General features: G+C 37.9%; 28 protein-coding genes. All 28 read right to left on the bottom strand.

Going from position 1 to position 24873, the window contains the following annotated elements:
* Nucleotides 1-13 precede the first annotated feature (13 nt).
* Entirely contained in the window at nt 14-1033 is a 1020-nt protein-coding gene (locus tag NST80_RS03915; RefSeq protein ID WP_171021848.1) for an IS30-like element IS1139 family transposase, read from the bottom strand.
* Between the two features lie 728 nt (nt 1034-1761).
* Entirely contained in the window at nt 1762-1959 is a 198-nt protein-coding gene (locus NST80_RS03910) for a GNAT family N-acetyltransferase (protein WP_231724209.1), read from the bottom strand.
* The gene (locus NST80_RS03905; RefSeq protein ID WP_021147220.1) at nt 1944-2222 is read right to left on the bottom strand and encodes a hypothetical protein; all 279 of its coding nucleotides are present in this window, start codon (nt 2220-2222) and stop codon (nt 1944-1946) included. The genes NST80_RS03910 and NST80_RS03905 overlap by 16 nt, the downstream gene beginning before the upstream one ends.
* A 38-nt stretch (nt 2223-2260) precedes the next feature.
* Nucleotides 2261-3046, bottom strand: a complete 786-nt coding sequence (locus NST80_RS03900) for an ABC transporter permease (protein WP_045768591.1) — start codon at nt 3044-3046, stop codon at nt 2261-2263.
* A gap of 1 nt (nt 3047) precedes the next feature.
* Nucleotides 3048-3866 (bottom strand): ABC-2 family transporter protein, encoded by an 819-nt coding sequence (locus tag NST80_RS03895; protein ID WP_049546120.1) that lies wholly within the window; start codon nt 3864-3866, stop codon nt 3048-3050.
* 1 nt (nt 3867) lies between these two features.
* On the bottom strand, nt 3868-4860 hold the full coding sequence (locus tag NST80_RS03890; protein WP_049546121.1) for an ATP-binding cassette domain-containing protein: 993 nt from the start codon (nt 4858-4860) through the stop codon (nt 3868-3870).
* Nucleotides 4861-5386: 526 nt separating this feature from the next.
* The gene (locus NST80_RS03885; RefSeq protein ID WP_155214083.1) at nt 5387-5542 is read right to left on the bottom strand and encodes a hypothetical protein; all 156 of its coding nucleotides are present in this window, start codon (nt 5540-5542) and stop codon (nt 5387-5389) included.
* Nucleotides 5543-5728: 186 nt separating this feature from the next.
* Complete coding sequence (locus NST80_RS03880) at nt 5729-5998, bottom strand: hypothetical protein (RefSeq protein WP_084870027.1); 270 nt, start codon at nt 5996-5998, stop codon at nt 5729-5731.
* Nucleotides 5999-6208: 210 nt separating this feature from the next.
* Nucleotides 6209-7216, bottom strand: a complete 1008-nt coding sequence (locus NST80_RS03875; RefSeq protein ID WP_084871300.1) for a WYL domain-containing protein — start codon at nt 7214-7216, stop codon at nt 6209-6211.
* Between the two features lie 157 nt (nt 7217-7373).
* Nucleotides 7374-9458 carry a DUF262 domain-containing protein gene (locus tag NST80_RS03870; protein ID WP_183138180.1) on the bottom strand — a complete coding sequence of 695 codons (2085 nt, stop codon included), beginning with the start codon at nt 9456-9458 and terminating at the stop codon, nt 7374-7376.
* 2 nt (nt 9459-9460) lie between these two features.
* Nucleotides 9461-10999, bottom strand: coding sequence for a DUF262 domain-containing protein (locus NST80_RS03865; RefSeq protein WP_173018352.1), 1539 nt, complete (start codon nt 10997-10999; stop codon nt 9461-9463).
* A 170-nt stretch (nt 11000-11169) separates the two neighbouring features.
* Entirely contained in the window at nt 11170-11772 is a 603-nt protein-coding gene (locus tag NST80_RS03860) for a response regulator transcription factor (protein ID WP_138261606.1), read from the bottom strand.
* Nucleotides 11769-12851, bottom strand: a complete 1083-nt coding sequence (locus tag NST80_RS03855; RefSeq protein WP_138261607.1) for a sensor histidine kinase — start codon at nt 12849-12851, stop codon at nt 11769-11771. The genes NST80_RS03860 and NST80_RS03855 overlap by 4 nt, the downstream gene beginning before the upstream one ends.
* Nucleotides 12844-13581 carry an ABC transporter permease gene (locus NST80_RS03850; protein WP_080610623.1) on the bottom strand — a complete coding sequence of 246 codons (738 nt, stop codon included), beginning with the start codon at nt 13579-13581 and terminating at the stop codon, nt 12844-12846. Before NST80_RS03850 ends, NST80_RS03855 begins: the two co-directional genes overlap by 8 nt.
* Nucleotides 13578-14459 (bottom strand): ABC transporter ATP-binding protein, encoded by an 882-nt coding sequence (locus NST80_RS03845; RefSeq protein WP_138261608.1) that lies wholly within the window; start codon nt 14457-14459, stop codon nt 13578-13580. The genes NST80_RS03850 and NST80_RS03845 overlap by 4 nt, the downstream gene beginning before the upstream one ends.
* Nucleotides 14452-14631, bottom strand: coding sequence for a hypothetical protein (locus NST80_RS03840; protein ID WP_096833342.1), 180 nt, complete (start codon nt 14629-14631; stop codon nt 14452-14454). The genes NST80_RS03845 and NST80_RS03840 overlap by 8 nt, the downstream gene beginning before the upstream one ends.
* A 10-nt stretch (nt 14632-14641) precedes the next feature.
* A complete protein-coding gene (locus NST80_RS03835; RefSeq protein WP_004182317.1) occupies nt 14642-14851 on the bottom strand; it encodes a hypothetical protein in 210 nt (69 codons plus the stop codon).
* A gap of 163 nt (nt 14852-15014) precedes the next feature.
* The gene (locus NST80_RS03830; RefSeq protein ID WP_138261609.1) at nt 15015-15950 is read right to left on the bottom strand and encodes a bile acid:sodium symporter family protein; all 936 of its coding nucleotides are present in this window, start codon (nt 15948-15950) and stop codon (nt 15015-15017) included.
* A 142-nt stretch (nt 15951-16092) separates the two neighbouring features.
* Nucleotides 16093-16542: a cytidine deaminase gene (locus NST80_RS03825; protein WP_110981479.1), complete on the bottom strand. Its 450-nt coding sequence runs from the start codon at nt 16540-16542 to the stop codon at nt 16093-16095.
* A gap of 10 nt (nt 16543-16552) precedes the next feature.
* Nucleotides 16553-17290 (bottom strand): ABC transporter permease, encoded by a 738-nt coding sequence (locus NST80_RS03820; RefSeq protein WP_004182313.1) that lies wholly within the window; start codon nt 17288-17290, stop codon nt 16553-16555.
* Nucleotides 17287-18168 carry an ABC transporter ATP-binding protein gene (locus NST80_RS03815; RefSeq protein WP_138261610.1) on the bottom strand — a complete coding sequence of 294 codons (882 nt, stop codon included), beginning with the start codon at nt 18166-18168 and terminating at the stop codon, nt 17287-17289. Before NST80_RS03815 ends, NST80_RS03820 begins: the two co-directional genes overlap by 4 nt.
* 70 nt (nt 18169-18238) lie before the next feature.
* Nucleotides 18239-18916 (bottom strand): hypothetical protein, encoded by a 678-nt coding sequence (locus NST80_RS03810; RefSeq protein ID WP_183138179.1) that lies wholly within the window; start codon nt 18914-18916, stop codon nt 18239-18241.
* 136 nt (nt 18917-19052) lie between these two features.
* Entirely contained in the window at nt 19053-19718 is a 666-nt protein-coding gene (locus tag NST80_RS03805; protein WP_183138178.1) for a hypothetical protein, read from the bottom strand.
* A gap of 12 nt (nt 19719-19730) precedes the next feature.
* Nucleotides 19731-20225 (bottom strand): YkgJ family cysteine cluster protein, encoded by a 495-nt coding sequence (locus NST80_RS03800; RefSeq protein ID WP_002885314.1) that lies wholly within the window; start codon nt 20223-20225, stop codon nt 19731-19733.
* 84 nt (nt 20226-20309) lie between these two features.
* Entirely contained in the window at nt 20310-22310 is a 2001-nt protein-coding gene (locus NST80_RS03795; RefSeq protein ID WP_183138177.1) for an ABC transporter permease, read from the bottom strand.
* 1 nt (nt 22311) lies between these two features.
* Nucleotides 22312-23070, bottom strand: a complete 759-nt coding sequence (locus NST80_RS03790; RefSeq protein ID WP_155214087.1) for an ABC transporter ATP-binding protein — start codon at nt 23068-23070, stop codon at nt 22312-22314.
* A gap of 144 nt (nt 23071-23214) precedes the next feature.
* Complete coding sequence (locus NST80_RS03785) at nt 23215-24189, bottom strand: sensor histidine kinase (RefSeq protein WP_183138176.1); 975 nt, start codon at nt 24187-24189, stop codon at nt 23215-23217.
* Entirely contained in the window at nt 24179-24859 is a 681-nt protein-coding gene (locus NST80_RS03780) for a response regulator transcription factor (RefSeq protein ID WP_070578818.1), read from the bottom strand. Before NST80_RS03780 ends, NST80_RS03785 begins: the two co-directional genes overlap by 11 nt.
* Between the last annotated feature and the right edge of the window lie 14 nt (nt 24860-24873).

Here is a 24873-nt window from a genome sequence, read left to right as displayed (position 1 = left end):
AAGTGAGTATCTTTCAAGCTGTTTGAGTTAGCTCAAACAGCTTTTTTGCGGACTGATAGCCATGAATTCGTCTAGGTCTTTCATTGATAGCCTTTGTATAGTCCTCTAAAAGATTCTGATTTAGTTCTTTTAACGAACACCCCTTCGGAATGAACTCTCTTAGTAGTCCATTGAAATTCTCATTTGTACCTCGTTCATAAGATGAATAGGCATGTGCAAAATAAACATCTAATCCCTCTATCTTACTCAATGATGAAAATTCGTTTCCATTATCTGCAGTTATGGACTTAATGGGATAAAGTTTCATACACTCTAAGACTGCTTGATTGACATACTCTGCTTTCTTTTCCACGAGTTTCTTTGTGACAGCATAGCGTGTTTGTCGTTCTACCAAGGTTAGAATAGAAGGTTCTCCTATTGTCTTTCCACCCAGAACAGAATCGATTTCCCAATCTCCAAAACGGGAACGATTATTGATTTCTTCTGGCCTTTCTTCAATTGACTTTCCTAGATGTTTCTTGGTAGAGGGGCGCTTGGTAAATTTCTTACGGATCCGCACTGCTCTTGGCAAATCAATGACCTTAATCTCTAACAATCCTTGATGGATATAGTTATAGAGCGTCTTGGTTGAAGGAACAACTGCATCTACATGTTGGAGTCTATAGGTATGAACAAAGGTATCCACGCTATGCACCCTTGGTTTCTCTCTCATTGCTTCTGTAAATGCTCTCAGAAAGTCATCCGATACGGAATCCAGTTTCAAATAATAGCTGGCTTCTCTAGCATGACGATAACGGTTATGAGCAGCATCTGCATAATAGTGTTGGTAATAGACCTTTTGCCCATTTACTTTTTTCACTTGTGTTATGGAACCACGATTAATTTCACGAGTAATAGTAGAGCGATTTCTCCCTAGTCTACGAGCAATCTCAGCAGGTTTGAGTCCTACGCTTAAATAAGCTTCAATTTCCCCTCGCTCAGCTTCAGATAAGTGCTTGTATGATTGATTTGTGGTAGAATAATTAGTGGACATGTTCATCTTCCTTTATACTGTTTTTCGCAACTCTAGTATATCAGATGAACATGTCTTTTGTGTTGCACTTCATTTTACAATAGGGCACTTTAACTTTGCTAGCATTTGTTATAAAAAGTTTTACTAATACTCTTCGAAGATCGCTTCAAACCGCGTCAACGTCGTCTTAGCGTATGTATGGTTACTGACTTCGTCAGTTCTATCTACAACCTCAAAGCAGTGCTTTGAGCAACCTGCGGATAGTTTTCTAGTTTGCTCTTTGATTTTCATCGAGTATAAGTATTATCTAGGAAATAGAGTAGTACATTTATATATAATTGTTAGCTCTCCAGAAAAATAGTATATCATTTAAAAAATTTAAGTCAAGAAAAATTAACCTACATTAATTTATTTTTTAATAAGCGTTAAAAACATAGAGTCAAAAACTTTCGTAGTTAGCTGGGGTACATTATCAGAACATTCACACCATCAAAAATAGTAGCAATCAACTTAAAGCACTAGCAACATCACAAAGTCAAACATCATTAATGAAATATCAGCGCTATTAAACAATATAAAAAACCGCTAAGAATAAGACTTAACGGTTATCTTCTACATATCTATTTTTTCAAATCCTCAGTCGTTTATCTACCTATAACCTAGACTTTACGAGTGCCTTGCTCTACCAACTGAGCTAAATTGGCTAACACTTTTATAGTATGGCACTCTCAATTTTTTGTCAGGAAGTTTTAAACGATTTTCTTTATCAAAATCTGGCAAGGATTCTGGGGATCCCATAGTTGAGGAAAAATCTCTAATTTTTTAAAACCAACACTTCGATAAAAGACATTTGTTCGATCATAATCTTTATTAGAGCCTTCTGCTACTGTTTTTACCTGTAGGTAGTCTACTTGTTTGCGTGCTTCACTTTCTAAAGTAGCAAGCAATTGACTCCCAATTCCTCTACCTTGATTAGCTTTTTTACGCCGAGACAATCAATCTCTGCACACTCTTCACTAGAATAGGACAAGCTTACAAATCCAGTCAAATCACTCTCCTGATAGGCTGCCCAAACTTGCAAATCTTTGGCTCCTTCGATGTAGGCTTGCGTGCTTTCAGGTATTCCAAACCATTCTGGCAAATCCTTTAAAACCTCATCAACAACTGCCATTTTTTGATCTTCATCCTTGACTTCTTCAATTGTAAACATCATAAGTTCCTTTCTTGATTTTAGTCTTACTTTCCCCCTTACGAGCCAGCACTTTCGTAGGCATTCAAGCCCCTATCCCAGAGTTTGAGGGAAATGAAAAAGAAGACAAGGGAAATCAGAATCAAACCACCGATATCAAAGAGCCCATTCTTACCCTGCAAGAAATAACTGGCAGGATAGTAAGCCGTAAAGGCAAATGGCACGATAAAACTGATCAACCAACGAAGGAGCGAATTGTAAATGGAAATCGGGTACTTGGCAAAATCATTGAACATATAAAAAATATAAATCATGGCGCCTGACTGTTTAGTCCAAAAAGCGATACTGGCTGTCGCTATTTTCAAGGAAGTATAAATCAAGGTAGCAAATGGAATACAGACTAGGAAAATCAGGAATTTGGGAAGCGTCCAAGCAATGCTTGATACTGTTGTTCCCAATAGAATGCAACCGACCAAAAGTTCCCCCAAGGCATCAATCTGAAAGGTCTCAACCAGAATATGAAAGAGAGGGTTGATAGGACGAGTCAAATACTTGTCAAACTCCCCTTTTCGAACTAGTCGTTGACCTAAAGCCCAGAGATTGTCAAAAAAGAGATGATCTAATCCCTTGGGAATTAAGGAAAATCCATAGATAAAGGCAATCTCTTGAAAGGTCCAACCTTCTAGCGAGGGGATGTGTTGAAAGATGACATTGAGAAACAAGAGGTTCAGACCTTGAGTCAGAAAGACTCCCAAGACACCTACTACAAAATCAACCTTGTATTCCATGATTTGCTTGATGTATTGTCTGATAAAAATCAGATGCATGCGTTGATATTTTTTCATACTAACCTCCTTGAATAGTGATAAATGACTGGACTCGTTTCCAAATCAACTGAGACAAGCCCACCATCACTATAAGCCAGAAGAACTGAAGCAAAAGCGCTTGAAGAATCTGACTGGCATCGTATTTCCCAACAATGATCATAACCGGAGTGTAAATCAAGGATGAAAAAGGCAAGAAGGAGAGAATAGCTGAAACCACCTTTGGAAAGAAAGCCAAGGGAATCAAACTTCCAGACATAAAGGCCACTATGGAAGTCTTGAGTAGATTGGAACCCCAAAGATTTTTAAAGACAAAGGCTGAAAATCCAAAGCAGATGTTAAAGAAAAAGTTAATCAGATAAGCCAGAGTTAAGCTAAAGAGATAAAGGACAGTTAATCCCAGCACTTCTACAATACCTTGCCCAGATAAGATTTTCATCAAAACAATGACACTTAAAAATGGCAGTCCAACAGAGATAAAAATCAACCACTTGGAGCCAAGTTCGGTGAAAAGGTAAGAGGCCGAAAAATGCACTGGCCTCAGCAAGCGCATGATAATGGAGCCATCCTTGACCTCCTCCCCAATCATAAAGGAGCTATCAGACCTGGTCAAAAGATTGGTCACAAAACTCATGATGATGTAGAGAGTGATATCTGCCATACTGAAGCCCTGAATCAAAGGCTCCTGGGAGGAGTCAAAGACTGCCTTCCAGAGATAAAAGGCCACAAAAGCCCCCATGACATCACCAATCCGATAGAGAATAAAGTTGACTCGATAGGTAATCAACTCCTGAATCCCTGCATTGATAAAGGGTTTATAACGTCTCCACAATTTGACCATCTTAGAGCTCCTTTCGATAGAAGCGACGGATAATATCTTCAATATCTGTATCTACCATCTTCAAATCACGGACTTCAAAATCAGATAAGGTTTGCTTGATAATATCGGCCGACTGGTAGCGGGAACTATCGAATTCAATATTGAGAGTATTTCCTTGTCTATCAATGGACATATCAGGCAAGCCCTCATAATGAGAGACTAGATGATTTTGACCTGGCGTCAGGTCAAAGGAGAGAGTCTTCATCTTGCCAAAGGTCTCCTTGAGCTGACTCACCGTCCCATCAAAAATCTCCTGCCCCTTGTCAATCATAAAAATCCGATCACAGAGTTGCTCAATGTCGCTCAAGTCGTGAGTGGTCAAGAGAATAGTTGTCTCTTCCTCCTGATTAATCTGAGTAATGGCCCGACGAATGTTATCCTTGACCGACACATCCAAACCAATAGTCGGCTCATCTAAAAAGAGAACTTTGGGATTGTGAAGCAAGGAAGCCGCAATATCCGCCCGCATCCGTTGACCTAGTGAAAGAGTCCGCACAGGATCTTTGATAAATTCCTTCAAATCCAAAACTTCATTCAAAAAGTCCATGCGCTTATGGAAAAGCGAGTCTGGCACATCGTAAATCTCCTTCAAGACCGTGTAGGTCTCTTGCAGTGCCAAATCCCACCATAGCTGGGTGCGTTGTCCGAAAACGACTCCAATATCCTTGACATAATCTTGGCGATTGTCCTGTGGAATCTTGCCGTTAATCCGACAAAAACCCGATGTCGGTTTTAAAATCCCTGTCAGCATTTTGATGGTGGTTGACTTCCCAGCACCATTTGCCCCGATAAATCCTAAAATCTGCCCTTTTGGAACTTCAAAAGTTAAATCCTTGACCGCTTCAAAGGTCTGCTTTTCAGGATGAACAAAGGAGCGCAAAGCTCCCTTCAATCCTGGCTCCTTAACTGTCTTCACAAAATTTTTCTGAAGATGTTGCACTTCTATCATTGCCATATCTATCTCCTACAGTAAAAAATCAACAAACCGTGTCCTCTAAACACAAAAAGCCAATTTCTCATCTCCTAAAATCTGCCTTCTTTATCACAGCAGAAGACCTTAGTATTACTCTATTATAAAGCAGTTAAAAAAGGAAACCAAGTGTTATTCTCTCAAAAGAGAAAATAGTTTTGATACTTGAAAAAATCAAAACCACCCGTCTAATTCACTAAACAAAATGACACAATTCAATAATTCATCAAAGCCTCTACATATTCCTGTAGAGGCTCATTTCAACTTCTCTCATTCTTGCTTGTGAATGTTTAGATAGATTATAAGGCACAAAAAAGCCACCATATGGTGACTTAATGATAGACAATCTAAAAAGAATTTGGAATAATTACTTTTTTGAGTTCTGTGAGTATAAATCATAACTTTACACAATGATAAAAATTCCTTTGAACAATTGCTTCAAGTAGTTGTAAGCTTTAGAACCAAGCTATGGAAAAGATGAAAGTCTTCATCTAAAAAACGAAAAAATATATTAAAGTCCATTTATCACATCTAACAATAACTCTTTGTCCTTCTTCATAATGGCTAACAATGCATCTTCGTCATCCTCCAAAATGGCTAAATATATCTTTCTTCGAGCTTCAATCTTTTCGTTTTCTTTTTCAAGTCGCTTAATTTTTAATTTCATGCAAAAAAGAATTCCATAAGCCATGAATGTTAACACATTAATTGTGGTAAAAAATATGATAAGGTTCATAATAATTTCTCTCCCTTTAAAATAAAATTTCTTATCCCTAAACTATTGAATGAATTTCAACACTTCACACTGAAAAGATGTGTTTTCCTTGTTTATGTTCATTATTAGTGTTAACCATTAACAAACATATGCTCTCGCAAACATATACAAATCATCTAATTCATCATGTTCAGGTCTTGAGGTTGTATGAAATCCTGCACAATAATGACAATAATAAGTACGAATGGTTTGATCCTCACACAACATTACTGCACGAAGTGCTTTGGCATTAGTCTCATAAACTATTTTATTTTTTTTAGCTCCATGACAATAAACACCTTTTGTTGAGTGTCTGTTCTCCATTAGTTTCATTTTGTTTCTATAAATAATCTTTCTAATTTTAGACATTTTGCTTTCCTCCTTTTGGTAATAAATGCTGTACTTTTGTTTTGCATTATTTATTTACAACTATATTTTATCACCAGAAATACACAATACAAGTACCTTAAACATATCATTGTCCATCTGTTTTATACTTTCAAACAATACAACAAAAAAAGTACGTATAAAACGTACTTCTGTTTTTTTGCGAAATGCTATTTAAAATAAGTGTCAATTTTACTTATTTATTTTTTCTAGTTCAAGTATAGTAAACACCCCATTAAATCGATCAATATAACGTTGAAAACTATCTCTGCCATAGGTTTCAATTTCATATATTACCCTAGGAACTGTACTCCTTGTATCTTTCTCAATAACTTTAAGTGCAGGGATATCATCTTCAAGTACTTCCCAAAACTGACCAACATATCTGAATCTAATCCGAAATTTTTCCGTATCTGAAAACATCAAGAAAGTATGATAACGAACATCACTATCTGACAAAATTTGAGTTAATTCCTCAGAACTTAATATTAATTCTGTATTATGCTTCGAACGATGAACAGTTTTAAAACGATCCAGTCGAAAATTACGCAGACTCCTTGTATCTATTTTTAATCTTCCATCTTTTTCTTCAACTTTATATGCCATACAATAAAAATAATGGTCATTAAACATAATCGAGACCGGTAACACATCATAATCGGCATCCTTACCTTGGTATTTCGTATACTTAAAAGAAAGAGGCTTCTGATTCTCAATAGCATCAAAAATAGCGGATAGATGAGGCAAGATTGATTTACTCTTATTGTCCCTGTAAATCGATAATTCCTTATACTCCTCTAGTTCCCGTTCCGTAAAGTTTCTAATACGCTGACGTTCCCTATCATCAACAGCTCTCTCTACAAAGGTATCAATGATTTCTCTAACTTCCTCAACACGTAGTGCTCTACTTTCTAAAAGAATCTTAGACAAGATGACGGCCTGGTTGTACTTTAAGTTACCATAACCATGGTTATATTCTGCCTCATAGGTTCCTGCAAGTCGAGAATACTTTATTTTCATGTCATCTCTAAGTATTTTTAGATTTTCCTTTAATTCCCTTAAATCATCTTTAAAGGTTCGCTCGGCGATATTAAAACGTTTAAGGTAATCAGTTTTATTAACCTTATGCCCCTTTTCCAATTCAGACATAAAATATAAAAGGCGACTGGTTTTCCCTTGCAAATTATTTTCTTCTTTCATTAATCGACCTCATGCTTGATTATAACTTCTAGAATATAATATCATTATCCTCATTCTATTCGTAATTATCTCAAGTCTTTTTTATACTAGCTTACAATAAAAATTGAGATTTAATACACAAAGGCCAGTGTGAACTTCACTAGCCTTTGTGATAATATTAGTGCAATTTATTATTCAAGTATTCTGCTATATCCAAAAATGATAGCGTAGGATCAAAATGTTCTTCCTCTGCTTCTTCACCACCTATTAAATTAAGGCTAAAATGATTTCCTCGAAATCTGACTTCATATACTTCGTTTACATAAAGAATCCTATTGGTACTTTCAATCCCTTTCTCACTTTGATAATAAGATTGTATTCCTAATTCCTTTAGTTTTTCTTCTAGGGCTATCAAATGAATATCATAGTTTCTAGCACTAGAGCTCTTATTGGGAATTAACAACATCTCTTCTGACCGATTAAGCCAGAACGGAGATTTCATTCTATATTGTGAAGAATCCATTTTACTAAACATGGTTTCATAATAAGAAATGAAGGCATAACGCCATTCCTGAGGAGTCAGATGACTAATATTGTCTTGGATAATACGACGATACTCACCATCTAGTGGCTTGGTAATATCTACTTCATCAAGTAATCTTTTGACATACTCATTTCGAGATGAAAATAAACTTTTAAGGCTTGGTGCATACCCAGAAGACTCATTTGAATTATCCCGATACAGCGTTTTATAATTATTAGCTGTAGTCATTGTATAGTCTCCTAGAGCTAGCAAAGCTGCCCGCATTAATAGACCTTCTTTAGGCTCTATTTCAGTAAACATTTTTGATATTTTATTCCAATAGATTGAAATATCATCAATCTTTCTGCTTGGCAAATCATTCTCTTCGAAGTAGAAGCAACTTCGAATCTGACCATCAAAATAGCGATGATTTTCAGCAACTTCAATAATCTCTCTATAGGAATCATCTGCTGTTATCAATTTAGCTTTTTCAATCTCTTCGTCAACTTGGTCAATACTGAAACCATTAATTCTATTTCCCTCGGCTAGATATTCTAGCAGGTCTGAAGTATGTTCGATTTGTTCATTAATCCCCTTGATTGCCCGTTCATATGAATCTTGAGAATCTATAACTGAGTTATTAATCAGGTTCCTAAAGATACGGTACCAGTTTTTATAGCTAGTATCTAATGTATCACCCTGATGTTCAATGAATGTTGAAATAACGTGAAAGTAAACCCTATCCTTCAGAGTTTTGTTAACTATTGAACATTCTAAGATAGATGAAGCATCAGTCATTTTATTCTTGGAGAGGAAATCAAGAACAGATACAATTATTTCTATATGACTTATTTCTATAGTTTCAAAGTCAATTTCAAGAGTCCAATTATCACGTTTAGAATAATCCAGGCTATCTAAATTATTGATAAGCGCAATTTCAAATAAATTTAAAAAGTTGGTGTCAAAGGCATTTTTATCAATATTCCAAATAACATCAGTCCATTTTGTATCAATATTTTGGGAAAATTCCCTCTCTAAATGACTATCTATTTTCTTTATTCTATCAATTAATCTTGCTTTAAAATTTTCAAAGTCAGTTAATGGACGCCCCCTAGAATTCAGTTTGATATAGAGCTCATCTTCTGAACCAAGTTTATCAATATCTAGAAAATTGAAGACAAGTTTTTGGTTATTAGAATCAGATAAAATTGAAACATAATCGAACCCATAATCGAAAGAAGCAGAAATGTCATCTAGTGTCTTCAAGGCACCTTGTACAGTTGGATCTAACTGCCATGAATCTGCAAACCATGGTTCATCTGTTATGATTTCGGAAGGACTTTTTGTTTCTGTAAAGATATTCTTTCTGTTCTCAAATAGACTCTTGAAAAATTGTGTAGAAGACTTTCTAGTTTTATAAGAAAAATTACCTAGAAAGTCACACTCGTCATTATTCCTGTAGGCAAAAAGATAAACCAAGAATAAAGTTGTCAGACGTTGTTGCCCATCTAATGGAATAAACTTCCCATTGGTTGATTTTCCATAAATAAAATTCAAATCAAGTGGTCCAACGTTTGCGTCAAGTAAGGCAGTATTTATATCCTGGAGTAATTTTTTTCGAACTTCGGTAGTTCTTTTATCCTTTCTTCCTTGTGCATAGTCTCGCTGAATCAATGGAATTACGACTCGATAATTTTCTAACAATGATTTTAAGTTATATTTTACATTAATCTCTTGCATGACTACTCCTCATAATCTCCAAAAAATTGGTTGAATTCCTGTTTTATCGCTTGAATATAACTGTCTTTATCCTTATCAGTCCAGTCGTCAAATCCATCTACCTCATTGCTATAGACTTTCAAGAACACATTGCGCGTACAAACAGGTACAAATTTTCCTTCCGCATCAACCTCAAGAATAATTCTACGCTTTTGGTCAAATGGGCTATTTCCATAAGAGCGATTCGTATTAGAGTCTAGCAAGGTTAAATTAGCTAGACTATCATCAGCCTCAGCAGTCTCATCAGCCGTAGCATGAATATGCTCGATATCCCATTTCTCTTTCTTATAAATATCAAAAGGAAATCGATATTGTTTTTCACTCTTATTAATCAAAGTAACGAGATTAAACAGTAAAAGTAGATCCTTAATTTCTTTTTTCTTACTACTGTAGGAAAAATCTTCGATAGAACCTATATCTTTTTTCAAAGTTTTATAAGCAATTTTTTTTAATTCATAAAAAGCTTCTGACTTTTTCTTCCCTCTTGTAGCCTCAAAGACCTTTTCAATATTCTTATCGTCAACCGATAAGAGATAGCCGATTAAATGGTATCTATTTAGATCCTTGTACCAATTGGTCAAATCTTCAAATTTTAAGTAGACTTCATTCCAGTACTCACTTATAAAAATCGATTTATTTTCAGCATTTTGATATTTTGCGTAGATTGAGTAAAAAGTTGCATAAATATCATTTTGAGGTATTTCTAAAGTTTCATGTTCAAGTAGGTTAAACAAAAGATCTATCCTAGTGACATAATTCTCACTATTTGTAAGAAACTTCCAAAATGATTCCTCTTGAAGTCTATGTTCAATAATATCCCATTCTATTCCCCTTTGAATCCTTTCACTATCATTTTCAGATTCATAATTAGTTTGATCTAACAATAGAGCTTTAATGAGCTCAGCATTAGTCAAAGGAATCTTACCTAAGTTAACTTTGGTAAATAGTTTTATAGGGTCTTCTGTCTCATCAATTTCATACCAAATAAAGAAAACAGACTCAGTTAAGACTTGATAAATATCGTGTAGAGCATTATCCGAATTAATGTCTTTTCGTTCTACCCATTTATCTATGGCTGCAAAAGCCTTACTGATATGATGTGCATCAATATCATAATCTTCGATTTGTTGATAAGTGTCAAAGTTTAATTCTTTCAAATACTTAGCACTCTGTTCTCTTGTTTCATAAACCAACTCAAAGTAATCATATTGATTACTTCTTCTACGACCACTACTAAATTCAGCAGACATAAATTTCAAAAAAATAAAGATCGTTGTTAGCCTCTGTTGACCATCAACGACATCATAAGTATTATCTGAAACCTTTTTAACAATCAAGGGCTGCAAACAGTACTTATAATCTCTGTTTTGTTTACTATGTGTATAGAGGTCTTCTAAAAGAGTTGTAACCTCATGTTCAGTCCAGCGATATCCCCTTTGATATGAAGGAACATTAAATTTTAGGCCTTTTAGGTCTTCAATTCGTTTTTCAGAAACTACCATTTGATATCTCCTTTTCATCTAGAGGTTGTTATTAGAATTGACAAAATTATTATCTATAATTATAGCACTATTATAAATCAAAATATTGGAAAAAATGTAAAATACTTTCTATATAGGACAGGATAATAAAAAAGCCACCATATGGTGACTTCATTCTTATCTATTTCTACTCATCCCAGCCAGTCTTTTTCTTTGGCAATGCGGACGGCTTCTGTTCGGTTGCCTGCATCAAGTTTGGTCAGGATGGCTGTCATGTAATTTCGGATAGTTCCATTTGAAAGAAAGAGGCTTTCAGCGATTTCTTGGTTGGTTGAACCTTGGGCCACCATGGCCAAGACTTCTTGTTCACGTTGACTGAGTGGATTATTGTCAAAGGCGACACCTTCGACAAGCTCTGGTGAGTACTCCTTTTGACCTGCTAGGACGGTATGGATGGTCGCCATGAGGTCACTGATGGAACGCTCTTTGAGCACGTAGGCATCCACCTGGGCTGCAAGGGCTCGTTTAAAATAGCCTTTTCGTTTGAAAGTAGTCACAATGACGACCTTTATTTCTCTTTGATTGGCTCGAATCCACTCAAGGACATCAAGGCCTGTCTTAACTGGCATTTCAATGTCTAAAACGGCTACGTCGACTTCTTCTTTTTCCAAGAGAGCAATGGCTTCTTGACCATCACTGGCCGCATGGACCTCTTCGACATCGTCTTCCAACATAAGAAGTTGACAGAGGGCATCCCTCAACATTGACTGGTCTTCAGCGACTAATAATTTCATGCTTTTCCTCCCTCTTTTAAATGTACACGAATAATGGTTGGATGCGATTGAGACAGAATTTCCAAGTCTCCATCGACCAAACTGAGGCGCTCTCTGATACTGTGTAGTTCTTGTCCAGTGACTTCCTCAAAGCCACAACCATCATCCTCAAACTCAAGGACAATACCATGATCACGGCTTAGACGAATCTGACAGCTATCGGCCTGGCTATGTTTGATGACATTATTGGCCAGTTCACGAAGCACCATGGACAAGGTAGACTGGCTAACGGGTGACAGGCTGTCTAAGTCAAGGCTACTATCCACGGTCAAGACGATATCAGATAGGTCAAAGAGTCGCTCGAGTTCCAGTAACTCCTCTGCCACCGTTCGGTACTTGAGCTTATTGACAATCTCACGCACCTCGTACATGGAGTCACGGCTTATCTGATTCAATTCTTCCAGATTCTTCCTAGCAGCATCATACTGCTCCTTGTCCATCTGTTTTAGAGCCAACTCGGTTTTGAGACTCATCATGGCAAAGGTGTGTCCCAAGGTATCGTGCAAGTCACGACCAATACGATTACGTTCATTTTCAGCTGATAGGATATTGATGGTACGGTTGGCTTCTTCCATCTTTCTCTCCTGACGCATACGGTTTTGAAAATAGTACATTCCCAAAGAAAATAGGGGAATAGCCATAGACATGAGGTGGGCGCTCAAATCGTCTGTCAATAGGAAGGATGATGACGTCAAAATCAAGAGTGTCGCTAGAAAGGATAAGAAGCGATAAGATGATATGCTATCCTCAAAGCGCCAAACGAGAAGATTGACGTTGAAAAAAATAAACCACATCATCCCCCCCTGGAAGGTCAGGGTCATAAAGATAATGTAAGCTAGAGTGTAAAACCACAGAAAGGGAATCCACTTACTATAAGCTTTTTTCAAATACACCATCAGGAGATAAGCTATGGTAAACAGTCCAGTCAAAACTATGGTCCAAACTGGAAAATACCCACCAAAGACTCCCAATACTGGAAAGACAAGGAAAATCAGACTAACAAAATAAGCGAAATCATTTTTCTGGTAAGTTCTAAACATGGTCACTTTCTCTGTAAGATTTAATAAAAAGGGCTAAGCCTGTAGCTATTGTAGCATAGACCAGGATAAAAATGAGTGATTTCCATGAAAATTCCCCTTTTTTCGCAAAATTGACTACCAACTGATTAATATGATAGATGGGTGTCCACTCCGAAATGTGCTGAACCCATTTTGGAAACATGGTTACTGGCATCCAAGAACCACCGATAATGGCAAGACCAAGAAAGACGATATTTCCGACGATAGCCATGATTTGTTGAGACTTAATTTGGGCAAGGAGCAAGCCAAAGGATAGGAAGACTAGGCTTGACAAGAGTAAAAGAGCCCCTGAACCAAGCCAATGTGATAATGGCATCTTAACATCACGCACAAAAGCTCCCACACAGAAAGTCACTAGGATAGCAACCATAAAGTTCATAAGAACTCGAAAGATTTTAGAGAGGTAATAGGATTGAATACTGATTTTTGAATGTTCGATGTAAGTTAACCAGTGATCGGTTTGATCCTCTCTAAGCATGTAGGGGAAGGTAAAGAAACCAAAGCTAGACATAGAAAATCCAGTCATGGTCAACATATAGGACAAGATAAAGGCTTTTTGTGATTCAGGGTCAGGACTCATTTCCATACCTGAATACAAGAGGAAGAATCCGACGGGCATTCCTATGGACATGATGAAGACTGGCCAACTGCGCCATGTTTTTATCCATTCGATTTTAAGTAGTGCTTTCATGCCTTGTCCTCCCTTGTGCTATCAAATAGGCTATCTAAAAGTGTCTTGTTTTGAATTTCAATGTCAGAAATGCGACAGCCTTGAGCTTGTAAACTACTCCAAATACTTTCAATATCTTTAGTCATAAAGGTGACAACATCACGTTTTTCAGTCACATCATAAATGGCTGCCAGTTTGTCAAGACTTGGCGCAAAACGACTTGCTAAGGTGACTTGTTTTTCCTTTTCCTCGCTACGCATAGCATGTGGCGTAGTATCCCTAATAAGTTTCCCCTGATGAAGGACCAAGATACGGTCAGCTGTATGCTCGACTTCTTCGATATAGTGGGACGAATAGAGGATGGTTACACCAGACTTTTTCAGGTCATTGATGATTTCCCAAAAGCGTTGGCGTGTCGTCGTATCCATCCCTGCTGTCGGCTCATCTAAAAAGAGAATGTCAGGCTTGCCAATGAGACAGAGGACAAAGGCAAGAAGACGTTTTTGTCCCCCTGAAAGTTTGTCCGCAAACTGCTGATACTGGTCGTCTTTGAATTGTAAGAGTGCTTGAATCTCTTCCTTAGATAATCCATTTTCAGAAATATCTTGGAAAAAAACAATCAGTTCCTTAACTTTTAATTTTGAGGGAATGGTATTTTCTTGGAGGAGAACTGCAATTTGATCTTGTGCTTTCCCCTTTTTGCCCTTGATAAAGACTTGACCGCTACTGGCTTTCTTATCACCAAGTATGCAGGACATTAAGGTCGTCTTACCCGCACCGTTGGGCCCAATCAAGGCAAGGCAGTCACCTTGTCCCACCTCAAAACTAATATGATCTAAAATCGTTTTACCTTTGATCTTTTTGACAAGATTTGTGACTTGAAGGACCGCTTCACTCATGTTTGTGACTTCCTTTCTTTTGGTAGAAGGCTAGAAAAACATAACAGGCTGCAACTGAGACGCCCATAACACTGTAGAGAATATCACTGCTACCATGAAATAGGACATAGGCAAAGAGGATAGTCCAAATTGCCGCTAGGAGCATGATGCTCAGTATTTTTAGTTTTTTCATGCTGGATCTCCTAGTTTTTCAATTCATTAATAACAAGGTCGATAAAACTTTTAGCCATAGTGATGAGAATGTAGGCTGAGATAGACAAGCCAATAATCATGCCAAGATTTGAGAAAATAGCTTCAAAGTTGCCTTTTTCAAAGATATCAGTAAACATGCTAAGTCCAGCAAAGACAGTTCCGATAACAGCATAGATAAGATAAGATGTTTTGATTTTCATGAGATGACCTCTTTCGTTTTTTATTATTTCTAAGTTATGACTAAAGTATATCTTTTTAGTCACTCTCTTTTTAGCACCAGATGTCATGACATGACATGACATTTGTCATGTGACGTAAAGACAAGAAAAAAAGCCGACCCAAGGTCAGCTTTTCATTATCTTATTAATTATTTTTTGAATGGTTCTTCCACCATGATGAAAGGATGGAACCTGAGATATTGTGCCAAATACTAAAGATAGTTGATGGGATCGCAGCTTGTGGCACGAAATACTTCATGGCAAGGGTTGCTCCAAGACTTGAGTCTTGCATCCCCACTTCGAAAGTAATGGCTTTTTGTTGTGGCTCTTCCAAACCAAGGATTTTTGAAAATCCAAAACCAAGGGCATAACCACAAAGATTGTGGAGCATAACGACTGGAATGACAAGGGCTGTCGCTGCTGTGAAAATATTAGCATGGTTGGCAGAAACAACTGCTCCAACGATTAAGAGGATGGCAGCTTGAGAAATCAAAGGCATAATCTTGATGATGGCATCAATTTTCTTACCAAAGATTGAGTGAACAAGCACACCCAAGATAATAGGGACAACCACGATACGCAAGGTACTAAGGAAGAGGCTTTGGGCAGGGACACTCACGTACTGACCAGCCAAGAATGACAAGAGGGTTGGAATCATGAGTGGTGCCAAGAGAGTTGAGAGGGTTTCAATAGAGACATCCAAGGCAACATCCCCACCTGAAAGGAAGGCCATAACACTAGATGAAGTCCCACTTGGACAAGACCCAACAAGGATAACCCCTGCTGCTGTCGCACCTTTCAGATGGAAAATCATACAAAGTAACCAAGCCAAACCAGGCATGATGACATAGTGGGCAACAGTCCCAAGGACAACTGGAATTGGACGCTTAGCAATACGTTTAAAATCTTCAGTAGTTAAGGTAAGTCCCATACCAAAGAGAATCAAACCAAGTAGATAAGCCGTATTGGGAATGACCCAACTACTAGTTGCGGGAAGTGCATAGTTAAAGGCAGCCCAGAGGATAACAGCTACAGTAAACCATTTGCTGAGCCATCTACTAAAAGATACAAGTGACTCCATAATGAAACCTTCTTTCTATTTTCACAGAATAGTATAGCACTTTCATTTTGAATTTCAAGGTAAATTTCGAATTTTCTGAAATTAATTTCAAAAAATAAACCCTCACACTTAAGATGTGAGGATTTTGTGATTTCGATAAACGTTAAGCCTTGTCTTGCGACTTTTCTTCAAACTGTTGAGCCCGTTCTTCGCCCCACCATAGTGGCAATAATTCGCCCAAAGTAATGGTTTGACGTGTGTCGTAGTCAACCATAAACTCCAAGTTACGATTGTCAGGATGGAGTTCCATTAGAAATTCTCGACAAGCCCCACAAGGCATGCCAGATGGTCCACCATGAGGTGGCTGGTCACGAAAGGCGATAATACGCTTGACCTTAGTTTGACCAGTTTCTTGATACATATTGAAAAGGGCAGCTCTTTCGGCACATAGATGGAAAACACCACACGTTCCTTCCATACAAAAGCCCGTGAAAATTTGCCCATCTCCAGCCTCAACGGCAGCCACAACGTGTCTAGCATAGACAAAGTCTGAGACTTCCTGTGGCTGATACAAGGCTTGAGCCTTTTCATACATTTTCTGCCAGATATCCATTATTTCTCCTTTAACCTCGATCACTTTCCCTTTGAGACTTGATAAAGAGTGCAAGCCCTGTTGCTACTGCAGTATAAGCTACAATAAACAGGAGTGATTTCCATGAAAATTTCCCATTGATGGCAAAATTAACGACCAATTCATTGACATGATAGACAGGTGTCCACTCAGAGATGCTCTGAACCCACTTAGGGAACATGGAAATAGGAACCCATGAACCACTCACTATAGGCAAGACAAGGTAAATAATATTTGCCACAAGAGACATGAATTGTTGAGATTTAATCTGAGCGATAAGTAAACCAAAAGCTAGAAAGAGCAGACCGGACAAAAGTAAGAGAGCACCTGACCCTACCCATCTAAAGAATGGCATCTCTACATCTCGGAAAAAGGCACCTACACAAAAGGTCACAATGATGGCAACCATAAAGTTTAGAAGCACACGAAAGATTTTAGAAAGATAATAAGCTGCAATACTAACCTTTGAGTGCTCGATATAGGTCAACCAGTGTTCAATTCGGTCCTCTTGCAACATATAGGGAAAGGTAAACAAACCAAAACTAGACATGGAGAAGCCAGTCATGGTCAGCATATAAGACAGCAAAAACTCTTTTTGAGCTTCTGGAGTAGGTGCTGAGAAGATACTAGAAAAAAGGAGGAAAAATCCGACAGGTATCCCGATTCCCATGATAAAGACTGGCCAACTTCGCCACGTTTTAATCCATTCAATTTTTAGTAATGCTTTCATGCCTTGTTCTCCCTTGTTGAATCAAATAGGCTATCCAAGAGTGTTTTATTTTGAATTTCAATATCAGAGATTCCACAACCCGCTTCTTCAAGACTTTGCCATACCTTTTCGATATCTTTGGTCATGAAGCTGATGACATCCCTCTTCTCAGTAAGCTCATAGATGTCTGATAGTCCGTGAACAATGTTAACAAAGCTACTTGGAAGAGTGACCTGCTTCTCTTTCTCTTCGTGTCGCATAGCGTATGGCGTGGTATCTCTGATGAGTTTCCCTTGATGGAGGACTAAGATGCGGTCAGCCGTGTGTTCCACTTCTTCGATATAGTGAGAGGAATAGAGGATAGTTGTCCCAGCTCTTTTCAAGTCATTGACAATCTCCCAGAAACGCTGACGAGTAGATGTATCCATACCCGCTGTCGGTTCATCCAAAAAGAGGATTTTCGGTTTATCAATCAAACAAAGGACAAAAGCTAGAAGACGTCTTTGTCCACCAGAGAGTTTATCCGCGAACTGCTGATACTGGTCTTCCTTAAATTGTAGGAGTTCCTGAACCTCTTGATTGGTCAAGGGATTATCAGAAATAGATTGGAAGAAGGCAATCAGCTCTTCCACTTTCAAACTATTTGGAATGGTATTTTCCTGAAGGAGAACCGCAATTTTATTTTTGGCCTTACCTGCCTTACCATCAATGAGGACCTGACCACTGCTGGGCTTTTTATCTCCAAGAATACAAGACATCAAGACAGTCTTACCCGCCCCATTAGGTCCAATCAAGGCGACACAATCTCCCTGATTTATCTCAAAACTAATATCCTCTAAAATGGTCTTTCCCTTGATGCGTTTTCCAAGGGATGTGACTTGAATAACCGTTTCACTCATACCTGTGATTTCCTTTCTTTTGTATAGGAACCATGCTAATTGACAATAGAGCTGATATCATTGGACTCCCTTAATACTCCACTTCTAGCTCAGTGCAGAAGAGACTTCCGCTCAGATGAAGTCTCGTTTCAACTTGTTCTAAATCAGATTCAAAACGATCCACCTTTACAGATGATAGGGGATGTGAGATTCCAGTGGTGTCCATAACACAAGCATGAGGAAGTCGAATATGAACTTCACCAAACTTAGCATCAAGATGAACTGCTACCTGACTTGATGCAAAGCTGGCTTGACTCAAATCCAGCCACAGCTCACCGAAAGCCATATTCATATCAACCGTTTCGACTTCTTGAGAATAGATGCGATACCTATCCTCAGCCATATATGTCTTAACAGAAATATGTGGTCCTTCTTGGTCGTTCTTATTGACCTTATAGTCTTTAGTGAGACCCTTCTTTTGCCTATTGCCATAGAGCAACTCTAAGGCCAAACCTATTAGAAAGATACCGCTAAAGAGTTTCCACTGTGCAAAATCGAGATTTAACAAGTCATGAACATAGGTTGATAAGAAGGCCAAACCAAGAAAAATAAGGAGAGGTCGCCTATTCAAGATACCAAAACAAATGACGGCCACGAAGAAGACCAGATTATAATTGACCATGATCCAAAAATCTGGAATAAAGGCACTAGCGATAAAACAAGCTGCTAGTAAAAGCAACAAGAAGGATCGAAGATTAAATCGTTCCATAAGAAAACTCCTTTCTAAAGAAATGATTGCAATTTTCCAATTATTTTCACTATCAGTATAGCACTATTTGTAAACGTATTCAATGTTATATTAAAAGGATTTGCAAGAAAAAAGAGCTTTCGCTCTTTCATCATTTTCAATGTTTGACAGTTACTTGTCCAAAGGATACAGATCCTGTTAGAGAAACTGTAGTGCTTGATAATTCTCGCTCTCCTAGACCATCATAGCCTTTCACTCCTGCTAGGCTTGTATGAAGCCCGTGTGTATCCACTTGCCAATCCTTGGGCACTCGAATGATGACCTGAGAAAAATTGGCCTGAACCACAATCTGAGGTCGGTCCGTCATAAACTGAGCCTGACACAAATCCAAGGTCAAACGCCCAAAATCAGCATTGGCATAGACAGTTTCGAGGTTTTGAGAAGTCACCACCTGCACAGACTCTGAAAAAAGAGTCTTAGCAAAAATTTCTCGCTCATGTTCTTTAGACACCTTGTAAGAGAATTTTTTCTTATAACTTGGCTTACTCAAACGGTCTACCGCAATGCCCAAGATAAGAATCCCTACAAAGAGTGTCCATTCTGAATAGTCCAATCTAAAGAGGTCATGGATATAGGTCGATAGAAAAGCCATCCCCAAGAAAAAGAGAAATTTTCCCTTAGATTGCCAGCTCAAAAGCACAAAAAGCAAGGCCAAAATCAACTTATAATTAAAAGCCAAATACAAATCTGGAATAAAAGCTGTTGCAATAAAATAGGCAGCAATGATAAGTAGGGTGAAAACACCTGCATTAAATCGTTTCATAACAGTTCCTTTCTAAATCCTATCCTTGAGTTTTTCCACAAAAAGGTAGGCTGCTGGACAGAAAAGCGTATTTTTGATAGTCAGATGATTGATCTGATAGATTTTCTTACGATCCGTGTGAGGAAAGGCTGCGCAGGCCTTAGGACGGACATCATAAATATCACAGAGATTATCAGGCCCTAAGAAGGGACAAGGCATAGACTTGAAGACCTTGTCGCCATCCTCATCTACCTGAAGGTACATCTCCTCGAAGGCAGGTAATTTCATTCGAAAATGTTTGGCAATGCGAGTAATGTCCTGCTCTGTGAAGTCGGGACCAAGCGTCTTACAACAATTAGCACACTGGGTACAATCAATTTCTTGAAAGACTTCATTGTGTACCTGCTGAACAATCTTATCTAAATTTTTAGGAGCCTTCTTCTTGAGTTGTGCTAGAAACTTTCGGTGCTCCCCTTGCTTTTGACGTGCCAATTCCTCATAACGTTTGACATCAATAGTCTGTGACATGTGTTTTCTCCGATAATTTATAATTCTGTCATCTATTATAGCATAAAAGAAATAGAGCCTAGCTTGAACTAGACTCTATGTAAGTCACATTGATACGATTCTACGATAAGAACGCGACGTTAGGACGAAAACCATGATATAAGCTAGGAAGAAAACACCACAAACAATGATAGTGACCACTAACATAAGATCTGGATTGAGAACTCCAATGATACGCACAATCAAACTGATCATATGATAGGCAAAGGCCAAGTGAATAAAGGAAAAAATCAAAGGAAGGAAGAAGACTGTAAGAACTTGCTTACGAATGGTTTGCTTGACTTGAAGGTCGTCCAAACCAATCTTTTGAAGAATAACAAAACGCTCACGATCCTCATAACCTTCAGAAATCTGTTTGTAGTAGATCACAAGAACTGTGCCAAGCATGAAGATGATGGATAGGAAGATACCAATAAAGAAGGTTCCACCAACAAAGCCATTTACCATCCCTTCTGCATCATATCGGCTGTTTGCAGAGAAGTAAGACACAGGGACACCAGTAGTTTGACTATCTAACTGTTTTGTTGCTTCACCTGCTATTTGGTCTAGCAAATCTAAATTTTTCTTGGCATCATGTGTAGGGTTCTTGACGTTAACACCAACATAAGTAGCTTGCGTTATTGATGTCCCTTTCATTGATGACTCAAAAATCTTGATATCTGGTACAACTAAGTAGCTATAATCTGACACAATAATCTTATAGATATTTGGTATTTTTTTATTGATAAAGTCACCAAGTTGCCTATGAATCTGGTAGTTCTTACCATCTATGGACAGACTCTTTTGCGTCTTCAATGTTTTATTCTTAGTGTATAAGGCAATTTGATTAGAACTGAGATTGAGTTCTTTCCCTGTCAATTGCTTAAAGGTTTCTTGAGAAAAGACCAGAACAATTGATTTTGGAACAACTTTTCTTTCATTTTTAGTAAAAACGGTTAACTTATTAGTTTCTTGATTTTTTATACCAAATAAAAGATAAGAGACAGCTACTTCTTCATTTGCTTGCTCACCTGTTTTGATTAAGAAATCATCCATAAGCTTTTTAGTGCTTGTAAGGTCAACTTTATTGCCCGCAACTGAATAATCATGTGGAGTAGCACTCGCTAGATAGTCTTTTTTACCAGCATAGATACTTGCAGCGCCTACAAGCGTCACCAAAACCATGCTTGAGAGGATAGCAATAGTCGCCAGACCAACTGCATTTTTTTTCATCCGAAAGACAAGGTTGGAAATGGAAATCATATTATTAGGCTTGTAATAGTAGTTTTTCTTCTTTTTCAAGAGTTGCAGAACTACTGTAGTCCCGGCATTAAAGAGAAGATAAGTTCCTAGAATAACTAGTAAAACAGCCAAGAAAAAACTCATAATAGCTATTACTGGATTCTGAACAGAGAGAGCAAGATAGTAACCATACCCCATAGACCCAAGCCCCAAAAAGGTTTGAATAACTAGGAAACGTCCCTTTTTTTCACCCTTAAGGCCATCTTTAGTTAATTGTAAAGGATTAAGCCGTAGCAATCGGAAACCATTTACCAAAACCAATAGACTAAAAATACAAGCAAAGATGACAAGAACAATAGGAATTGTCATTACTTGAAAGGTCGAAACTAAACCAGTACTTTCACCGATAAGCCTTTGAAGAAAAGCATAAATGAGTTTATCAAATAGTGCTCCCACACCTATACCTAGAAGCAGAGTCACAAAACTCATAATCACCGTTTCTTTTAGAATCATACTAAAGAGGTGACGCTTCTCTAAGCCTAACATACTATAGAGGCCAAGCTCCTTTGAACGATTTTTCATAACAAAGCTATTGGCATAAAGAACAATAATTCCAGAAGAGAGGGCGACAATCACAAGTCCCATCCCCAAAACCATCTTGATAGGATCTGACCCAGTTAAGTCATCCAGATGCGGATTAAGCGTTAAAGATGTAAAAATATAGGTAATGGCAATAGCCAAAATAGTTGCTAAAGCATATGGATAATAAAGCTTACGATTTTTTATGAGATTGGACAAAGCCAGTCTATTGGTCAGAAGAAACATATTAGTTCACCTCACTTGCCATTGCAGTTAGTGTATCGGAAATTTCCTGGAACATTTGATGTTCAGACTTATCTCCTTTGAAGATTTGATTATAAAGAATTCCATCCTTGATAAACAAAACACGCTTCGCACGACTGGCGGCAGCCGTCGAGTGAGTTACCATGAGAATGGTCTGACCGCTGATATTGATGGCATCAAAGACATCTAAGAGTGCCGCTGAAGATTTGGAATCCAGAGCACCTGTTGGCTCATCTGCTAAGAGGATTTCTGGTTGAGTGATGATTGCACGCGCAACCGCAACCCTTTGTTTTTGCCCACCTGAAATTTCATAAGGGTACTTCTCTAGTAAGGAATGAATTCCCAGTTGACGACTAATTGCATCAACTTGTGTCATCATTTGCTTAAGTGGGCGACGAGAAAGAACCAAAGGTAGCAGGATATTATCTTTAACTGATAGGGTATCTAAAAGATTGAAATCCTGGAAAACAAACCCTAATCTTTCACGACGGAAGCTAGAAGCATCCTTGTTTTTGATGGTTGCTGTGTCCATACCATTCAGATAGACACGTCCTGCTGTTGGTTTATCAAGCATGGCAAGGATATTAAGCAAGGTTGATTTTCCTGACCCGGACTCACCCATGATTGCAACATAGTCACCTTTATCAACCGTAAAATGGATATCTTTAAGGGCTTCAACCTGATTTCCTTTGAAACGTGTTTTATAGATTTTTTTAACATGTTGAACATCTAGTAATGTCATAATAAGCTCCTTTATTTAATAGATTTGGAAGAGATTTTAGGAACCTCTTACTTAACTTCTGATACCATTTTATAGAAAAAGCAAGGTCTCAACCATAACCCTTGCTTTCATTTCTAGCCTTATTTCTTACACTTTTGTAAGTTATTAATCAATAGCCAACTTTTGCTTTTGAAAATGAATGGAAACTGTGGTTCCTTGACCTACTTGGGAACTAATACTAATATCATGTCCAAGCTGATCAGCAATTTTCTTAGAAAGATAGAGTCCCAGTCCAGACGATTGCTGAGTCAAGCGGCCATTGTAACCTGAAAAACCACGCTCAAAGACACGTAAAATATCACTATCCTTGATACCAATCCCAGAATCTTTAAGATAAAGCCTATTATCTTTGAAGTAAATGTCAATGCCACCACTCTTTGTGTACTTCAAACTATTTGACAAGACCTGCTCTATGATAACCAAGAGCCATTTTTCATCTGAAACGACCTTAACATCCAAGTCATGTAGATTAATAGTCAATCCTTTTTGAATAAAGAAAAGACTATGTTTTCTAACAACTTCTTTAACCAACCCTTCTAATGTAACCTGCCTCAACTGCAAATCATCATGAAAATTCTCTAAACGCAAATACTGCAAAACCAAATTGGTGTAAGAATCAATCTTGAATACCTCTTGCTCCAAGAGAGCCCTCGTTTTACTATCCGTAACATCCTGAAGCAATAATTGACTGGCTGCTATTGGTGTCTTGATTTGATGCACCCAAAGCGTATAGTAGTCCATCAAATCTGTATAGCGCTTGCGCTCCTCCTCAGTCTGAGACATCTGGCTCTCCCTAGCACTTTCCAAAGCTTGGGCCAGGTAAAATTCTAAAGGACTTGATGGTGTGATTTCCTCATAGAGATAAGCTAAGTTATAAGAGTGATAGGACCTAACCAAGTCCCAAATAACCATGATGATAGTCACAAATGTCATTATGGTCAAGGCGTAATAAAGAATATCTGCCGCCTCTTCAAATAAAAAAGCAAACAAGACCAATATGATTCCATTAAAGGCGAACAAAAGATAGAAAATCAGACGAGACCTAATATGGTATTTGATAAATTGACACTTACCCATCATGACGCAACCCGTAGCCAACACCTTTCTTGGTTTCAATAAAATCCTTCAAACCCACTGCCTCTAACTTCTTACGTAAACGAGCTACATTAACTGACAGGGTATTGTCATCAATAAAGAAGTCACTATTCCAAAGCTCCTTCATGAGGTCTTCCCGACTAACGATATTACCAGCATGATCGAAAAGAACTTGTAAAATCTGAAACTCATTCTTTGTCAAAGAAACGACCTCTCCCTGATAAACCAAATCCATGGCCTTAAGGTTCAGAATCACACCCATATATTCCAAGAGACTCTGATCCTTACCAAACTCATAAGAACGACGCAAAAGCCCTTGAATTTTTGCTAGGAGAACATTTTGGTCAAAAGGTTTAGTCACAAAGTCGTCCCCACCCATGTTGATTGCCATAACAATATCCATGGCCTGATCTCTGGAAGACAAGAACATAATAGGCACCTTGGAGACCTTACGAATTTCCTGACACCAATGATAACCGTTGAATAGAGGTAAACCAATATCCATAAGAACCAAGTGGGGTTCTACTTTTACAAAAATAGATAATACTTCCATGAAATCTTCAACAAGAACAACTTCGTAACCCCACTGTTCTAGTATTTTTTTGACTTGTTGACGGATAACCTCGTCGTCCTCCACTAATAAAATCTTATGCATAACTCTACCTCTTT

Origin of the sequence: Streptococcus sp. FSL K6-1323 (genome assembly GCF_038630745.1) — a bacterium.
GTDB classification, from domain to species: domain Bacteria; phylum Bacillota; class Bacilli; order Lactobacillales; family Streptococcaceae; genus Streptococcus; species Streptococcus salivarius_D.
This window is presented reverse-complemented; position numbering and strand designations above follow the sequence as displayed.